We start from the raw sequence: 16,393 nt of genomic DNA on the forward strand, positions 1-16,393 counted from the left end.
GGCCGCTCCCTAGCGCTGTGCGCCATCGCGATAGGCAAAGTATTTGCGTTGGGTGGCGATATGGTCGGCGATGTATTTGGCGTCGTGCCAGACCCCCCAGATAAAGGTTGAGCCGCGCCGCGACAGCCACGGCAGACCGACGAAATACACCCCAGGTTCGCGGGACACGCCGCGCTGATGTTGCGGCTTGCCGTGCTCATCCAAGGCATCGACCTGCAGCCAGCTGTAATCAACCGCAAAGCCGGTGGCCCAGATGATCGTGCTCACCCCGGCCTTGGCCAGATCCAGTTCCAGCAGCGGCTGGCTCAGGCATTGCGGGTCCGCCAGCATCGTGCGCGCGGTAGGCTCGGGCGGCAGGTCGAGGCCATTGCGCTCGATATAGGCGTCGGCGGCATCCAGCAACGCCAGGTAATTTTCATCACCGCGAGCGATGTTGGCGGCCAGGTCCGTCTGGAAGCTCACCACGCCGGCGTTGAACGCCTGGGTCATGCCGACCAGGGTGATGCGCTGGCCCAGCTCGCGAAAATCCACGGTATGGCCGCCATGGGCGCCGCTCACGGCAATGGTCACATGCTCGGTGCCCGGCTTCATTGCCTGCGCATCCCACTCGCCAAGCACGCCCAGCCACCAGCAGAAGTCGCGGTTGCGATAGCTGCGCGGCGGCCGGTCGTGGGCGCCTACTGAAAGGTACACCTGCCGGCCGGCACGTTGCAGCTCATCGGCGATTTGTACCCCGGACGAACCCGCACCGACCACCAGCACCGCGCCTTCCGGCAACTGCTGTGGATTGCGGTAGGCGGCCGAGTGGAGCTGCGTAATGCCTTCATCCTTGGGCGCAATCGGCGGAATTACCGGGCGTTGGAATGGCCCGGTGGCGGCCACCACGCGGTTGGCTTCGATCACGCCGGCCGAGGTTTGCACTGTGAAGCCCGGTCGGCCCGTGTTGCGCGTTACCTGCAACACCTCGACGCCTGTGCGGATCGGTGCGTTGATGTTTTTGGCGTAGGTGACGAAGTAGTCGGCTATTTGTTCTTTCGGCACAAAGGCGTCGGCTGCGCTATCGAATTCCAGGCCCGGAAAGCGGTCATGCCAAGCCGGGCCGTTGGCCACCAGCGAGTCCCAGCGTTCGCTGCGCCAGCGTTCGGCGATGCGGCTGCGCTCCAGCACCAGGTGCGGCACATCAAGGTTGCTCAGGTGTTCGCTCATGGCCACGCCAGCTTGGCCAGCCCCAATGATAAGCGTGTCTACTTTCTCAACTGTCATGCCTGTGCCCTTGAATGGTTAAGTCAGAAACGTGCCCGCATCCGCCGGCTTGGGTTGGGCCGCAGGCCATTGAACAGAGCTGCCGCCTAACGCAGCGTCAGGGGCGGCCATGCAGCAGTGGGGCGATAGTGCGAGGGAATAACGCCCGGCGAAATTAGTTAATTCCTCGGCCTAGACACTAAATTGCCTATAGCCCCCGGCCCGCCCAGGCCGGCACCGCTCAGCACCCGTGGCGACGTTTTCTATGGCCAGCGACGACAAAAATCCTCATTTCGCTGGCTGATCGCTCTGGCCAGAATGAATTCCCCTGCCGTTATGTGTCGCCGCCAATCCCGCGCCGGCGGGAGCTCCCGAGGACCGCCATGAGCACACCGACCCACACCCGCATTCGCATGTTCAACACCAAGCAGACCTATCCCAACCAGACCCTCGACAACGACCTGTGCCAGGCCGTGCGGGCCGGTAATACGGTGTATGTGCGCGGTCAGGTCGGCACCGATTTCGCCGGCAACCTGGTCGGCCTGGGTGACCCGCGCGCGCAGGCGGAACAGGCGATGAAGAACGTCAAACAACTGCTCGAAGAAGCCGGCAGTGACCTCAGCCATATCGTTAAAACCACCACCTATCTGATCGACCCGCGTTACCGCGAGCCGGTCTATCAGGAGGTCGGCAAATGGCTTAAAGGTGTGTTTCCGATCTCCACTGGCCTGGTGGTGTCGGCCCTCGGCCAGCCGCAGTGGCTGATGGAGATTGATGTGATCGCCGTCGTGCCGGACGACTGGCAGGCCAACTAAGGAGTTCCCATGACCTTTTCCATCGTTGGCCGCTGTGCTGAAACTGGGCAATTGGGCATCGCCATTAGCTCGTCGAGCATCGCCGTTGGCGCCCGCTGCCCTTGGGTGCGTGGCGGTGTCGGGGCGGTTGCCACGCAGAACATCACCTTGCCGGCCCTGGGCCCGGAAATTCTCGACCTACTTGAAGCCGGCGAGTCCGCCGCAGCGGCCTTGGACAAAGCCCTGACCCGGCATGGCTACAGCCAATATCGCCAGGTCGCGGTGATCGACCAGCATGGCGCTACCGCGCTGTTCACCGGCAGCGAAGCCCTCGGTGTGCACAACGCCCTGGCCGGTGAGCAATGCGTGGCCGCCGGTAATCTACTGGCCAGCCCGCAGGTGATCGCCGCTATGGTCCAGGCGTTTGCCGCTGCGTCCGGTGAGCTCCTGGCCGACCGCCTGCTGGCGGCGATGCAGGCGGCCATGGCGGCCGGTGGCGAAGCCGGGCCGGTGCATTCGGCGGCGCTGTCGGTGGTCAGCGACCTGCTCTGGCCGATTGTTGACCTGCGCGTGGATTGGGCCGAACACGACCCCATCGGCGAGCTGGGCAAGCTCTGGAGCGCCTATCGTCCGCAGATGAATGACTATGTAACCCGCGCCCTCGACCCGACCCAGGCGCCCAGCTACGGCGTACCGGGCGATGAGTGATTACCACCGCTCTTATCGCCCCTATTGAGGAGATACCGGCATGCGCACCAGCCGTGACCTGTTGGCCGAACTGATTGCCTTCAACACCGTCAGCCGCGAGTCCAACCTGGCGCTGATCGAATTTGTGCGTGCTTATCTGGCCGGTTTCGGTGTCGACAGCCAATTGCTGTTCAGCGCCGATGGGTGCAAGGCCAATCTCTATGCGCGCCTGGGGCCGAGCGGGGCGGGCGGGGTGCTGTTGTCCGGGCACAGCGACGTGGTGCCGGTGGACGGCCAGGCCTGGAGTGTGCCGCCGTTCGAGCTGACCGAGCGCGACGGCAAGTTGTATGGCCGCGGCAGTGCCGACATGAAGGGCTACCTCGCCTGCGTGTTGGCCGCCGTGCCGGCCTTACTTGCCCAGCCGCTGCGCCTGCCCGTGCATATCGCCATTTCCTACGATGAAGAGGTCGGCTGTCTCGGCGTGCGCAGCCTGCTCGCCGAGCTGGCCACCCGGCCGGACAAACCGGCCATCTGCCTGATCGGCGAACCCACACAGATGCGCCCGGTGCTCGGCCACAAGGGCAAGCTGGCGATCCGCTGCGCCGTGCACGGCGCCGCCTGTCATTCCGCCTACGCGCCGCAAGGGGTGAACGCCATCGAATACGCCGCACGGTTGATCGGTCGCCTGGGCGAAATCGGCCAACGCCTGGCTGCGCCAGAACGCCATGACCCGCGTTTCGATCCGCCCTATTCAACCGTGCAGACCGGCATGATCAGCGGTGGCCGCGCCCTGAATATCGTCCCCGCCGAGTGCCAGTTCGACTTCGAAGTACGTGCCTTGCCGGCCGACGATCCGCAGCAAGTCGCCGCCGAACTGCAGGCCTACGCCGCCAGCGAATTGCTGCCGCAGATGCGGGCCGTGCAGCCCGCCACGGATATCCGCTTCACCCCGCTATGCATCTACCCCGGCCTTGCCACCGCGCCCGACAGCGCCGCCGCGCAACTGCTGGCGCTGCTGTGTGGTCGTGATGACTTTGGCACCGTCGCCTTCGGCACCGAAGGCGGCCTGTTCGACCAGGCCGGCATCGCTACCGTGGTCTGCGGCCCCGGAAGCATGGACCAGGGCCATAAGGCGGACGAGTTTGTCAGCGTCGAGCAACTGGCGCAGTGCGACGCCATGCTTGGGCGGTTGGTCGAGTGGCTACAACAAGGCGAATAAGCGCGTGGCGGGAGAGGGGGGACGTTCGTAGGATGGGTTAGCCGCGCAGCGGCGTAACCCATCGCGCCGCCTGATATATGTCCGTTATTGGCTGCATGTGAATAGAAGAATTTTGGATTTCAGCATTTAAGCCAGAATCACGACAAAGCTTTTCTACTGTGGCTTTAAACCAGCTGTCCGCATGCGGTGAGATAATAATTTTCTCAATAAGCGTATGTAGGTTGGTGTCAATAAAGATGCCTGTTTTCTCGTTCTTCGGGTTTATTGAAATATCTATCTCAGAATTCCAGGCTATAAGTCGAATTTCTTTTTCAAATGAATATGGTTTTGATTTTGCAATAAATGGACTGATGGGTTTGGAGGGAAGTATATCTCTTTTATGATCTATGTAGTTTACTGGTTCAATCTCGAGTTGGTTAAGTGAACTTTTGCGGCTCAAACTCCCCTTCAGTTTTTCTAGTGTGGAAAATAAACATAATGAATTTTTGTCATTTCCATATAATTTCCACATGGCAGAGCACTCATGCTCTGATTCATGCCAGCAGCTTACATAGAGCCATTCTCGGCAAGCAGGAAAAACTGTATCTGCTTTGTCGCAAAGAAATGAGCCGAAAGGCGTTTCAAATTTTCTAGCAGAAATTTCTTTTGAAATTCTCTGGGCATTTTCCAAACGATGAGTTCGAGTGTGTTCGGCCTCGTTTGCAACTGGAAGTAATCCGTTGATTGCCAAATCTAGCAGTGCGAGATCATTGGATGTTTTGAGATAATCTGTAGCTGTTAAGCCACCCTCCAATGCATCTTCAAAAATAGACATTTTCGCTAGGTAGAGCGAATTAGTCTGAAGAAGGCTTATGAATTTTGGGAGATCCATATATCTTTGGATGGTCGTTGTCATAATTCCCGCTCAGTTACTGCTCAGATATTTCATATGTTTACCGACGATGGGTGTCGCTGCGCTCAACCCATCCTACGGTGGTCTAGCGTGCGCGTCAGCCCTTCACTCCACCGCCGGCTGCGCCAATTGCTCGGCGCAATAATCCGCAAACAATTGCGCCGACTTGGTCAGTTGCGCGCGTTTTAGCCAGGCGGCGACCAGGGCGGAGCCGGTGATGTCTTCGGCGATGTCGACGCACACCACGCGCTTGCCGTCGTAGGTGTGCTCACTGTGCGGGCGGGTGACCAGGATCGAGAAGCCGAAACCCTGGCCGACCATGCCACGGACCATTTCGATCGAGGGTGAGCTGAAGGCGATATTGGGCGTTAGGCCCAGCTCGTCGAACAGGCTGACGAAGTAGGTGCGGCTCGGTTGTACGTCGAGCAGGATCATCGGTTCCAGCGCCAGTTCGCGCAGCGACACCTGGGTCTGCTGGGCAAAGCGGTGGTCGGCGGGCAGCAGGGCGTAGGGCCGCTGCGGGGCCATCAGCGGTTGGGTCTGGATGGTGCCGTCGAGGTCGTGTTCGTAGAGGATCACCAGGTCGAAGCTGCCAGAGGTCAGGCCCTGCACCAGCTCCTGTTGTTCGCCGTCGCGGATGCGGATTTCCACTCCGGGATAGAGGGCGTTGAAGCCGGCGATAAGGCGCGGCAGGTACAGCGGCGCCACGGTTTCAAAGCAGCCGATATCGATCTGCCCGGCGACGATGTCGTTGTCGGCCAGGGCGTTCTGTTCAAACTCCTTAGCCATGCGCAGCAGCTCCTGAGCCTTGCGGTAGAAGCGCGCGCCGCTGGGGGTCAGGGACACGCCCTGGGCGTGGTGGCGGATAAACAACTGCACGCCAAAACTTTCTTCCAGGCCTTTGACCGCCGTGGAGATCGACGGCTGGGCGATATACAGCTTGCGCGACGCTTCGGCGACGCTGCCGCATTCGACGGTGGTGACGAAGTATTTCAATTGGCGCAACGAATAAGCGGCCACGGTAAACCTCTGAGTGCTCGTTAACCGGCACACCTTACCGCGTTGAGGGCGGGTGCAGGCTGCCGGGCTGCTGACGATTTTTTTCGCCAACGACAATATTTTTCATGGCCTGTGTGGCGCGGCCATTGGCGGCTGTGGCTGCGTCAGGATGGTGCGTGTTGGCGGCGCAATGGCCCGTTGGCCAGAGGGCTTGCACGCTACGCGCCAGCGGCGGTCGCTGACGCGAATGGCACTCGGCTCGGCCTGGTGCTGGGGTGTATTGGCTGCGGTGAATAAGCCTGCTCCCTGAGGGCGCTGCGCACTGCACCACGAGCCGGCACAGGGCGCCTTAATGGTGCGCGGCAAGCCAGTTTTTTCGTATGTCCCGATGACATTTTTAATAATTTTCCTCTGCTCGGGCATGGGCCACTATCGCTTCACAAGTGCCAACCAGCAGACCCGCCTCGCGGGTTTTCCGTACCTAGGGGGTTAGTGGTGTTCGAGCTTAACGACTGGCAAAACAAGGCCGCCCAACAGCGCTTTATCGACCGTGCATTGATCGCCGGTTGTGCTGTTGCCGCCGTCGACGGCGCCACGTTTGCCGTGCACAACCCGGCCACCAATCAGTTGCTGGCCAATGTGGCGGCCTGCGGCGCGGCGGATGTCGAGCTGGCCGTGCAGGCCGCACGGCAGACCTTCGAAGGCGGCGCCTGGTCGCGCTGTGCGCCGAGCGAGCGCAAAGAGGTGCTGCTCAAGCTCAGCGAGCTGATCCTGGCCAACCGCGATGAGCTGGCGCTGCTCGACTCCCTGAGCATGGGCAAGCCGGTGATGGATGCCTGGAACATCGACGTGCCGGGCGCCGCTGGGGTGTTCCGCTGGTACGCCGAAAGCATCGACAAACTCTACGATCAAGTCGCCCCGAGCGCGCCCAACGTGCTGGCCACTATTACCCGCGAAGCGCTCGGCGTGGTCGCCGCCGTGGTGCCATGGAACTTCCCGTTGGACATGGCGGCCTGGAAGCTGGCGCCAGCCCTAGCTGCGGGTAATTCGGTGATTCTCAAACCGGCCGAGCAGTCGCCGTTTTCCGCTCTGCGCCTGGCCGAACTGGCGCTGGAAGCGGGGATTCCGGCGGGCGTATTCAACGTGCTGCCGGGCCTGGGTGAAAGTACCGGCAAGGCCTTGGGTCTGCACATGGATGTGGATTGCCTGGCCTTCACCGGCTCCACTGAAGTGGGCAAATTTTTCATGGCCTACTCGGCGCAATCCAACCTCAAGCAGATCTGGCTGGAGTGCGGCGGTAAGAGCGCCAACCTAGTGTTCGCGGATTGTCGTGATCTCGATCTGGCAGCGGAAAAAGCCGCCTTCGGCATCTTCTTCAACCAGGGCGAAGTCTGCACCGCCAACTCGCGGCTGCTGGTTGAACGCTCAATCCACGACGAGTTCGTCGAATTGGTGATGGCCAAGGCGTGTAACTGGCTGCCGGGCGATCCGCTGGACCCGGCCAGTGCCGCTGGTGCGATTGTCGATGGACGGCAGACCGAGCAGGTCATGGGTTTTATCCGCGGTGCCGAGGCCGAGGACGCGACCCTGGTGTGCGGCGGTCGCCAGCTCAGCTGCAACGGCTCCAGCAACTTTATCGAACCCACCATATTCACCAACGTGCGCGCCGATTCGCGGCTGGCCCGTGAGGAAATCTTCGGCCCGGTGCTGGCCGTCACGGCCTTCGATACGGAAGAAGAGGCCGTGCGCCTGGCCAACGACAGCATCTACGGCCTGGCCGCCTCGCTGTGGACCGACGACCTGCACCGCGCCCACCGCGTGGCCCGGCAGCTCAAGGTCGGCACGGTGTCGGTGAACACCGTCGATGCTCTGGATGTGACGGTGCCGTTTGGCGGCGGTAAGCAATCGGGCTTTGGCCGCGACCTGTCGCTGCATGCTTTCGACAAATACACCCAGCTAAAAACTACTTGGTTCCAGCTGCGCTGAGAATCGGGACACGAGGACCCTTGCGATGACAATGCCGATGACCCCCCGCCGTACCACCGCCGACTATCAGGCCCTGGATGCTGCGCACCATATCCACGCCTTTCTCGACCAGAAGGCGCTGAACGCCGAAGGCGCGCGGGTGATCGTCAAGGGCGAGGGCCTGTACCTGTGGGACAACGACGGCCAGCGCTACTTGGATGGCATGTCTGGGCTGTGGTGCACCTGCCTCGGTTACGGGCGCAAGGACCTGAACGCCGCTGCGGCCCGGCAGATGGAGCAGTTGGCGTATTACAACCTGTTCTTCCACACCACCCACCCGGCGGTGATCGAGCTGTCCGAGCTGTTGTTTAGCTTGCTGCCGGCGCACTACAGCCACGCGATTTACACCAACTCCGGCTCCGAGGCCAACGAGGCGCTGATCCGCACCGTGCGGCGCTTCTGGCAAATCCAGGGGCAGCCGCAGAAGAAGATCATGATCGGCCGCTGGAACGGCTATCACGGCTCGACCCTAGCCAGCGCCGCGCTCGGCGGCATGGGTTTTATGCACGAGATGGGCGGCATGATCCCAGACGTCGCCCACATCGACGAACCCTACTGGTACGCCCAAGGCGGCGACCTGACCCCGGCGGAATTCGGCCGCCGCTGCGCCCTGCAACTGGAGGCGAAAATCCTCGAGTTGGGTGCCGAGAACGTCGCCGGTTTTATCGCCGAACCCTTCCAGGGCGCGGGCGGGATGATCTTCCCTCCAGAAAGTTACTGGCCGGAAATTCAACGTATCTGCCGTCAATACGACGTGCTGCTGTGCGCCGATGAAGTGATTGGCGGTTTTGGCCGCACCGGCGAATGGTTCGCCCACCAGCACTTCGATTTCCAGCCGGACACCCTGACCATCGCTAAGGGCCTGACTTCGGGTTACATCCCCATGGGCGGCCTGGTGCTGAGTAAACGCATCGCTTCGGCGCTGGTCGATGAGGGCGGCGTGTTTGCCCACGGTCTGACCTATTCCGGTCACCCGGTAGCCGCCGCCGTGGCCATCGCCACCCTGAAGGCCCTGCGTGATGAGCAGATCGTCACTCGGGTGAAAACCGACACGGGTCCGTACCTGCAAACGCTGCTGCGCGAGACCTTCAGTGAGCACCCGCTGGTGGGTGATATTCAGGGCGTCGGCCTGGTCGCCGCCTTGCAGTTCGCCGAGGACAAAGCCAGTCGCAAACGCTTCGCCAACGAGGGCGATATCGCCTGGCGTTGCCGCACCCTGGGCTTCGAGGAAGGGCTGATTATTCGCTCGACCCAGGGCCGCATGATCATGGCGCCAGCGCTGGTCGCCAGCCGTACCGAACTGGATGAATTGGTGGAAAAAACCAAGCGCGCGGTGGACCGCACCGCGCAGGAACTGGGTCTGCTGTAGCGCTACCCGAGGCCGGCCCGACCCTGAAACCATCGTGCCGGCTGCACTGAATAAGTGCTTAAACCGTTATCGAAAAATTGAATTCGGGCCCGACTGAGGCCTGGATCACTGCACGCTTTTGGCCGTTGGCCAGCACTGCCCCGCATTCAATAACTAAAGCCAACAGGCTGTGGGAGCGTTTTATGATCAAGTCCTTGCGCACGCATTTTGCTTTTACCTTTGCTTGCACCGCCCTGGCGGCGAGCGTCAGTTCGCTGGCCCAGGCCGGCACCCTGTCGATCGGCCATACCACCTGGGTCGGTTACGGCACCCTGTACCTGGCCCGCGACCTCGGCTACTTCAAGGAGCAGGGCCTGGAGGTGGAGCTGACCACCATCGAGGAGTCGTCCATGTACATGGCCGCTCAGGCCTCGGGCAAGTTGTCTGGCTCGGCGTCGACCATCGATGAAATCCTCAAGTACCGTTCCAAGGACTTCTGCTTCAAGGCGGTTGCCGCGCTGGATGAAAGTGCTGGCGGCGATGGCGTGCTAGTGGGCAAGGACGTCAGCAGCCTGGCCCAACTGAAGGGCAAATCGGTGGCGGTCAACGAGGGCTCGGTGTCGCAGTTCTGGTTGTCTTACCTGCTGAAGAAAAACGGCATGCAGATGGCTGATCTGGAGATCCAGAACATGACTGCTGATGATGCCGCCACGGCCTTTATCGCCGGTCGCGTGCCCGCCGCCGTGACCTGGGAGCCGCACTTGTCGCTGGTCAAGCAGAAGGGCCAGGGCAAGGTGCTGATCGACAGCAGCAGCACACCAGGAGTGATTGTCGATGTGGTGGCGTTGTCCTGCGACGTGATCGACAAGCAGCCGGATGACGTCAAGGCCCTGGTCAGCGGCCTGTACAAGGCGGTCGAGTACACCAAGAGCCATCCCAAGGAGGCTTACGCGGTGATGGCCAAGGGCGTGGGGGGTTACCTGGCCGATCCGGTCGAGCTGGCCGCCGCCGCCAAGGGCGTGCGCTTCTTCGATCAGGCCATGAGCGAGAAGCTGCTCGGCACTCCCGGCAAGTCGGGTGATATCGCCGCCATCATCAGCCTGGCCAACGAGACCTGGAGCCAGTTGCAGGGCAAGCCCTACAACGTGGCCTATGAAGACCTGGTCGATACCCGCTTCGTGACGCCTTAAGGGCCTGCCCGTGGGAGCGGTTTGCGCCGCGCCTATGGGGTCCTGTGCATCCCATTTTTCACTCGTTTTCCGCAAACGGAGGTGGCGCTTATGGCCACAAAATCCTGGTTGCAGCGCTGCCTGACTCCCAAGGTCGGGCTGCCTGCATCGCTGGTGCTTACGGCCAGCACCCTGTGCTGGCTGAGCGTGCTGGCGGTGTGGGTTGGCCTGTCGTATGGCGGCCTGGTGCCGTCGATGTTTCTGCCCTCGCCGGGCGATGTGCTGGCGGCGGGTGTGCGCCTGGGGGCTGACGGCACCCTGGGCAAGCATGTGCTAGCCAGCCTGGAAGTAGTGCTGATCGGCTTTGCCATTTCGTCGCTGGTGGCGGTGCCGCTGGGCTTGCTGATGGGCAGCTTTCGCATCGTCCAGGCGCTGCTCGAACCGCTGGTGAACTTTATCCGCTACCTGCCGGTGACCTCGTTTGTGCCGCTGTTCATCTTGTGGATCGGCATCGGTCTGGAGCAGCGCGTCGCGGTGATTATCTTCGGCGTGTTCTTCCAGCAACTGGTGATGATCGCCGACGTTTCCAAGGGCGTGTCCAAGGACCTGATCAATGCCAGCTACACCCTCGGCGCCAACCGTCGTGACGTGGTTCTGCATGTGCTGGCTCCGGCTTCGCTGCCGGGTGTGCTGGACACCCTGCGGGTGACCATGGGCTGGGCCTGGACCTACCTGGTGGTGGCCGAGCTGGTGGCGGCGTCTAGTGGCCTTGGTTACATCAGCCTGAAGGCCATGCGCGGTTTTCAGGTCGACGTGATCTTTCTCGCCATCGCCATTATCGGCCTGCTGGGCCTGATGACCGATCAACTGTTTCGACTGCTGCGCTTGAAGGTGACGGCATGGGCACAATAGAACGAGGCGACATCCCAATGACGGCAACGGCGAAGAGCCCCCGGGCACCCCACAAGCACTACATCATGCCGGCCCTGAGCGAATACGCCGCCGTCGAATCGCGCCTGCGCGTGGACAGCGTGAGCCTGCGCTACCAGTCGCCCACTGGCGAAACCTTTACCGCCCTCGACAAGGTCTCGTTCGAGGTGCCGGACCAGCAGTTTGCGGTGATCGTTGGGCCGTCCGGTTGCGGCAAGTCGAGCCTGCTGTACCTCACCGCCGGTCTGGCTGAGCCGAGCGAAGGCGAGATTTACGTTGGCGGCAGCAAGGTCGACGGGCCGGGCGTGGACCGCGGCATGGTATTCCAGGGCTACACCCTGTTCCCCTGGCTGACGGTGCGGCAGAACATCGAATTCGGCCTGCGCCGCCGCGGCCTGATGTCGGACGAGATCCGCACCATCGTCGAGTTCTACCTCGGTGAAGTCGGCTTGAAGAAGTTTGCCGAGCATTATCCCAAGCAGCTTTCCGGCGGCATGATGCAGCGCGTGGCGATTGCCCGGGCGCTGGCCAACGACCCGCAAATTCTGCTGATGGACGAGCCGTTCGGCGCCCTCGACAGCCAGACCCGCCTACAGATGCAGCAACTGCTGTTGCAGGTCTGGAGCAACAGCAAGAAGACCGTCGTGTTCGTCACCCACGACATCGACGAAGCCATTCTGCTGGCCGACCGCATCTACGTGATGGGCGCGCGGCCGGGGCGGATCAAGGAGGTGCTCGACGTGCCCATTGCCCGTCCACGCAGCCTCGACGTGGTCATGGAGCCGGAGTTCATCCGCATGAAACGGCAGATTCTGGAGCTGCTGCACGACGACATGGAAGAGGTGCATTGAGTGACGAACTTCGCCCAGAGCTATGACTACCTGATTGTTGGTGCCGGCTCCGCCGGTTGCGTGCTGGCCAACCGCCTGAGCGCCGACCCGCAGGTGCGTGTGTGCCTGCTGGAAGCCGGCGGCAGTGACGCCAGCCCGCGGGTGCAAGTGCCGGCTGGCACCATCAGCCTGTACAAGAGCCGCGTGTTCAGCTGGAACTTCTTCTCCACGCCGCAGAAGGAACTCAACAACCGTCGCCTGCACACGCCGCGCGGTAAAGCGCTGGGTGGCTCCAGCTCGATGAACAGCATGATCTACATCCGTGGCGATGCCTCGGATTACGACCGCTGGGCCGAGTTGGGGTGCACGGGTTGGGGCTGACACGACGTGCTGCCGCTGTTCAAGAAATCCGAACGAAACCTGCTCGGGCAGAGCCCGGCGCTGCACGGCACCCAGGGTGAACTGGTGGTGGACCGCGCCCGCGATCCCAATCCGCTGTCGCGGCTGTTCGTCAGCGCGGCCGAAAAACTCGGCATCCGTCGCAACGATGACTTCAATGGCGGCGAGCTGGAAGGCTGCGGTATCTACAACCTGACGCAAAAAGACGCCAAGCGCCTGTCCAGCTACCGCGCCTTTGTCGCGCCGATCCGCGAGCGCAGCAACCTGACGGTGTTGACCGGCTGCGAGGTCGACTCGCTGATTGTCGAAGGGCAGCGGGTCAGCGGCGTGGCCCTGCGCGTTGATGGCGAAAGCCTGCGCCTGGGTTGTCGTTGCGAGGTGATTCTGTGTGCCGGCGCCCTGGGCTCGCCGCAGATCCTGCTCAACTCCGGCATTGGTCCGCGCGCCGAGTTGGAGGCCGCTGGCGTGCCAGTGGTGCATGAGTTGCCGGGCGTGGGCAAAAATCTGCAGGAGCACCTCGACGGCCTGATAACCGTGCGTTCGGCCAGCCCGCTGACCTTAGGCTTTTCTTGGGGCTCGCTGGCCAGCGTGGTGGCCGCGCCGTTCAAGTACCTGCTGCAGAAAAGGGGTTGGCTGACCACCAACTATGTCGAGGCCGGCGGCTTTGCCCGTACGCCACTGGCCACGGATTTGCCGGATGTGCAGTTCCACTTCGTGCCCGGTTATCGCAGCCACCGCGGTCGTTTGTTCGAGTGGGGCCATGGCTATGCCGTGCACACCTGCGTGCTGCGGCCGAAATCCATCGGCGAGCTGCGGCTGAATGCCCAGCGCGAGCTGGAGATCGACTTCAACTTTCTCGCTGACATGGACGATGCACGGGTGCTGATTGAGGGACTAAAACTGGCCCGGCGGATTCTCGCCGAACGTGGTTTTGACGGCCTGCGCAGCAAGGAAATGCTGCCCGGCGCCGAGGTGCAAACGGATGCGCAGTTGCTCGCTTATATCCGCGAGCATGGGGCCACGGTGTTCCATCCGGTGGGCACCTGCAAAATGGGCGTGGATGCCCTGAGTGTGGTCAACCCGCAGTTGCAGGTGATTGGGCTGGAGGGCTTACGGGTGGCGGATGCGTCGATCATGCCGACGCTGATCAGCGGCAACACCAACGCGCCGTGCATCATGATCGGCGAGAAAGCCGCTGAGCTGATTCTGCGCCAGAGTGTTCGGCCACGGGCAGCGGCGCGGGCCGAGCTGGTCAGTTAGCCGTAGGCGTTTTCGCGGAAGCATTGCTGGATATGCTCGATATCCTCGGCTTGCTCCAGCAGGGCCATCACGCAGTCGTGATCGAATTTCAGCCCAGCTTGCTGGCGCAGGAAGGCGAAGGCTTCGGCGTTGGGCCAGGGCTGTTTGTACGGTCGTTCGCTGGTCAGGGCGTCGAACACGTCGGCCACGGTGACGATCCGTGATTCGAGCGGAATCTGCTCGCCGGCCAGGCCATCCGGATAGCCGGAGCCGTCCACCAGTTCATGGTGGTAGTGGATGATGTTGCGCAGCATCTGCACCTGACTGACGGCGGCCAGGCCGAAGTTGCCCAGCATCTGATCAACCAGCTCCAGGCCGGCACGGGCATGCCGGCGCATGATGGTCAGCTCTTGCGGGTCGAGTTGTCCGGGCTTGAGCAGCACATAGTCGGGAATGGTGATCTTGCCCAGGTCGTGTAGCGGGGCAAACAGATACACATGCTCGACGAAGTTGTCGTCCAGGCCCTTTTGCGCGGCCATGGCCTGGGCGATCAGGCGCGAGTAGCGCGACATGCGCTCTAGGTGGTTGCCGGTTTCCGGGTCGCGGGCATGGGTCAGGTGGGTGGCCGATTTGAGTGCGGCGAGCAGGGTACGCACGCTGGCGCGTTCGTTGTAGACCATCAGGCTGGCCAGGTGGCCGAGCATGTCCAGTTCGCTCAGCAGGGGTTGGCAAAACACGTCGATCTGCTTGGCGTTAAAGAAGATAAAGCCGAAGAAATGGCCGTTGACGCACATCGGCACGGTGTAGCTGCTGCGGTAGCCGGCGGCGATCAGGGCATCGATATGGCGTTTGCGGCTGTGCTCAAGCACGCTGAAGTCGTTGATAACCCGCGGCGTCTGGGCGTTCGCGACGTCCAGCAGCCAGGTGGTTTCACTCAGTCGCGCATGGTAGTGGGGCAGTGGATTGGCCTGGTCGTCGACCGCGACAAAGGTCTTTACCCAGTCACTGCCGTGGTCGTACAACGCCACCGCCAACCGCTGCACCTGCGGGTGTTTTTGCTGCAGGGTGTGCAGGAGCTGGTGCAGCTTCTGCTGCAGCGGGCTCTGTTCCTGAAGATCGTGCAGTAGCGACATGGCGCGGCCTTTGGCAGTGAGTGCTGGCAAGTATAGTCAGCCCTGCCGGCACTCACCTCTGGCGCAGATCAATCCTGCTTGAGTACTTTGGCGAGGACGATCTTCGGGCCTTTCATCTTTTTGACGATGATGCGCAGGCCTTCGACGTCGAGTACTTCTTCCTCTTCCGGCATGCGCTTGAGGCTTTCGTAGATCAGCCCGGCGAGGGTTTCCGCTTCGAGGTGATCAAGGTCGACGCCAAGCATGCGTTCGATCTTGAACAGCGGGGTGTCGCCGCGCACCAGCAGTTTGCCCGGCTGGTAGGCGAGGATGCCGCGCTCGGCTTTGCGGTGTTCGTCCTGAATGTCGCCGACCAACACTTCCAGTACATCTTCCATGGTCAGGTAACCGATCACCTTGCCGTCGGCTTCTTCGACCAAGGCGAAGTGCACGGCGCCGTGGCGGAAGCGCTCCAACAGGCTGGACAGGGCCAGGTGCTTGGACACCCGTTCAACCGGGTGCAGCAACTCCTGCAACTTGAACGCCGAGGGCAGCATTTCCAACAGTGACAGCTGCAGTAGCAGGTCCTTGATGTGCAGGATGCCGATGAAGGTACCGGCTTCTTCGTCGTACACCGGGTAGCGGCTGTACTTGTGGCGGCGGAACAGGCTGAACACTTCGTCGAGTTTGGCGGTGCTGTTGAGGAACACCAGGTCCTCGCGGGAGTTGGCCCAGTCGACCACCTCTAGTTCACTCAGCTCCACGGCAGAGGCTAGGACGCGCATGTCCTGGTCGCTGGGGTCGCTGGCGCGGCTGGAGTGGAGGATCAGCTTGAGTTCGTCGCGGCTGTAATGGTGCTCGTGGTGCGGCCCCGGCTCGCCCTGGCCGGCGAAGCGCAGGATGGCGTTGGCGCTGGCGTTAAGCAGGTAGATGGCCGGGTACATGGCCCAGTAGAACATGTACAGCGGCGCGGCTGTCCACAGCGACAGGCGCTCGGGCTGGCGAATGGCCCAGGACTTGGGCGCCAGCTCGCCGACCACGATATGCAGGTAGGAAATAATGAAAAAAGCGGTGAAGAAGGCGATGCCGTGGGCCACGGCTTCCGAGTTGACCCCGACGTAGTGCAGCAGCGGCTGCAGCAGGTGGGCAAAGGCCGGCTCGCCGACCCAGCCCAGGCCCAGGGAGGCCAGGGTAATGCCCAGTTGGCAGGCCGACAGGTAAGCGTCCAGCTGATTGTGCACGGTGCGCAAGATATGCCCGCGCCAGCCGTTTTGCTGGGCGATGGCTTCCACTTTAGTGGCGCGCAGCTTGACCATGGCGAACTCGGCGGCGACGAAGAAGCCGTTGAGCAAGACCAGAAACAGGGCGAAGAAGATAAGGCCGAAGTCGGCGAAATATGAGGCGGCGGTGTAACTAGGGGAAGGGTCCATAGGGGTGTTTCAACGGCTCCGGGTGGTCAGGAATCGGCGCGTCGGTGTGCGCAGCCAGTGCTGCAGATTAGCGGCTGA

The 16,393-nt window shown here is 62.0% G+C and carries 13 protein-coding genes and 1 pseudogene; 9 read left to right on the forward strand and 5 right to left on the reverse strand.

What is annotated here, in order from left to right:
- Nucleotides 1-9 precede the first annotated feature (9 nt).
- Entirely contained in the window at nucleotides 10-1,263 is a 1,254-nt protein-coding gene (locus AC56DI_RS15235) for a flavin-containing monooxygenase (protein WP_496346914.1), read from the reverse strand.
- A 362-nt stretch (nucleotides 1,264-1,625) separates the two neighbouring features.
- Here AC56DI_RS15235 and AC56DI_RS15240 point away from each other — a divergent pair, with 362 nt between their 5' ends.
- Genes AC56DI_RS15240 through argE form a run of 3 tightly spaced genes read left to right on the forward strand, consistent with a single transcriptional unit; the run spans nucleotide 1,626 to nucleotide 3,942 of the window.
- A complete protein-coding gene (locus AC56DI_RS15240) occupies nucleotides 1,626-2,057 on the forward strand; it encodes a RidA family protein (protein WP_496346915.1) in 432 nt (143 codons plus the stop codon).
- A 9-nt stretch (nucleotides 2,058-2,066) separates the two neighbouring features.
- Nucleotides 2,067-2,744: a DUF1028 domain-containing protein gene (locus tag AC56DI_RS15245; RefSeq protein ID WP_496346916.1), complete on the forward strand. Its 678-nt coding sequence runs from the start codon at nucleotides 2,067-2,069 to the stop codon at nucleotides 2,742-2,744.
- Between the two features lie 40 nt (nucleotides 2,745-2,784).
- Nucleotides 2,785-3,942 carry an acetylornithine deacetylase gene (gene argE / locus AC56DI_RS15250; RefSeq protein WP_496346917.1) on the forward strand — a complete coding sequence of 386 codons (1,158 nt, stop codon included), beginning with the start codon at nucleotides 2,785-2,787 and terminating at the stop codon, nucleotides 3,940-3,942.
- Nucleotides 3,943-3,979: 37 nt separating this feature from the next.
- On the opposite strand, the gene AC56DI_RS15255 is transcribed toward argE, so the two are convergent.
- Both AC56DI_RS15255 and AC56DI_RS15260 read right to left on the reverse strand, forming a co-directional pair.
- Nucleotides 3,980-4,837 (reverse strand): hypothetical protein, encoded by an 858-nt coding sequence (locus AC56DI_RS15255; RefSeq protein ID WP_496346918.1) that lies wholly within the window; start codon nucleotides 4,835-4,837, stop codon nucleotides 3,980-3,982.
- Nucleotides 4,838-4,939: 102 nt separating this feature from the next.
- On the reverse strand, nucleotides 4,940-5,854 hold the full coding sequence (locus AC56DI_RS15260) for a LysR family transcriptional regulator (protein WP_496346919.1): 915 nt from the start codon (nucleotides 5,852-5,854) through the stop codon (nucleotides 4,940-4,942).
- A 474-nt stretch (nucleotides 5,855-6,328) separates the two neighbouring features.
- On the opposite strand from AC56DI_RS15260, the gene AC56DI_RS15265 reads away from it, so the two are divergent.
- From AC56DI_RS15265 to AC56DI_RS15290, 6 genes and pseudogenes are all read left to right on the forward strand, one after another.
- Nucleotides 6,329-7,819, forward strand: a complete 1,491-nt coding sequence (locus tag AC56DI_RS15265; protein ID WP_496346920.1) for an aldehyde dehydrogenase — start codon at nucleotides 6,329-6,331, stop codon at nucleotides 7,817-7,819.
- A 25-nt stretch (nucleotides 7,820-7,844) separates the two neighbouring features.
- Nucleotides 7,845-9,227, forward strand: a complete 1,383-nt coding sequence (locus AC56DI_RS15270; RefSeq protein WP_496346921.1) for an aspartate aminotransferase family protein — start codon at nucleotides 7,845-7,847, stop codon at nucleotides 9,225-9,227.
- Nucleotides 9,228-9,409: 182 nt separating this feature from the next.
- Nucleotides 9,410-10,396, forward strand: a complete 987-nt coding sequence (locus AC56DI_RS15275; protein ID WP_496346922.1) for an ABC transporter substrate-binding protein — start codon at nucleotides 9,410-9,412, stop codon at nucleotides 10,394-10,396.
- 90 nt (nucleotides 10,397-10,486) lie between these two features.
- Nucleotides 10,487-11,287, forward strand: coding sequence for an ABC transporter permease (locus tag AC56DI_RS15280; RefSeq protein ID WP_496346923.1), 801 nt, complete (start codon nucleotides 10,487-10,489; stop codon nucleotides 11,285-11,287).
- Between the two features lie 65 nt (nucleotides 11,288-11,352).
- A complete protein-coding gene (locus tag AC56DI_RS15285) occupies nucleotides 11,353-12,156 on the forward strand; it encodes an ABC transporter ATP-binding protein (protein ID WP_422589414.1) in 804 nt (267 codons plus the stop codon).
- Nucleotides 12,157-13,794: pseudogene (locus AC56DI_RS15290) on the forward strand (GMC family oxidoreductase).
- Here AC56DI_RS15290 and AC56DI_RS15295 read toward each other — a convergent pair.
- Nucleotides 13,791-14,906, reverse strand: coding sequence for an HD-GYP domain-containing protein (locus tag AC56DI_RS15295; RefSeq protein ID WP_496346924.1), 1,116 nt, complete (start codon nucleotides 14,904-14,906; stop codon nucleotides 13,791-13,793). The pseudogene AC56DI_RS15290 and the gene AC56DI_RS15295 overlap by 4 nt on opposite strands.
- A gap of 68 nt (nucleotides 14,907-14,974) precedes the next feature.
- Nucleotides 14,975-16,315 carry a hemolysin family protein gene (locus AC56DI_RS15300; protein ID WP_496346925.1) on the reverse strand — a complete coding sequence of 447 codons (1,341 nt, stop codon included), beginning with the start codon at nucleotides 16,313-16,315 and terminating at the stop codon, nucleotides 14,975-14,977.
- Nucleotides 16,316-16,393 lie beyond the last annotated feature (78 nt).

This window comes from Pseudomonas sp. BGA-UO-ETr-WB11 (assembly GCF_059567785.1).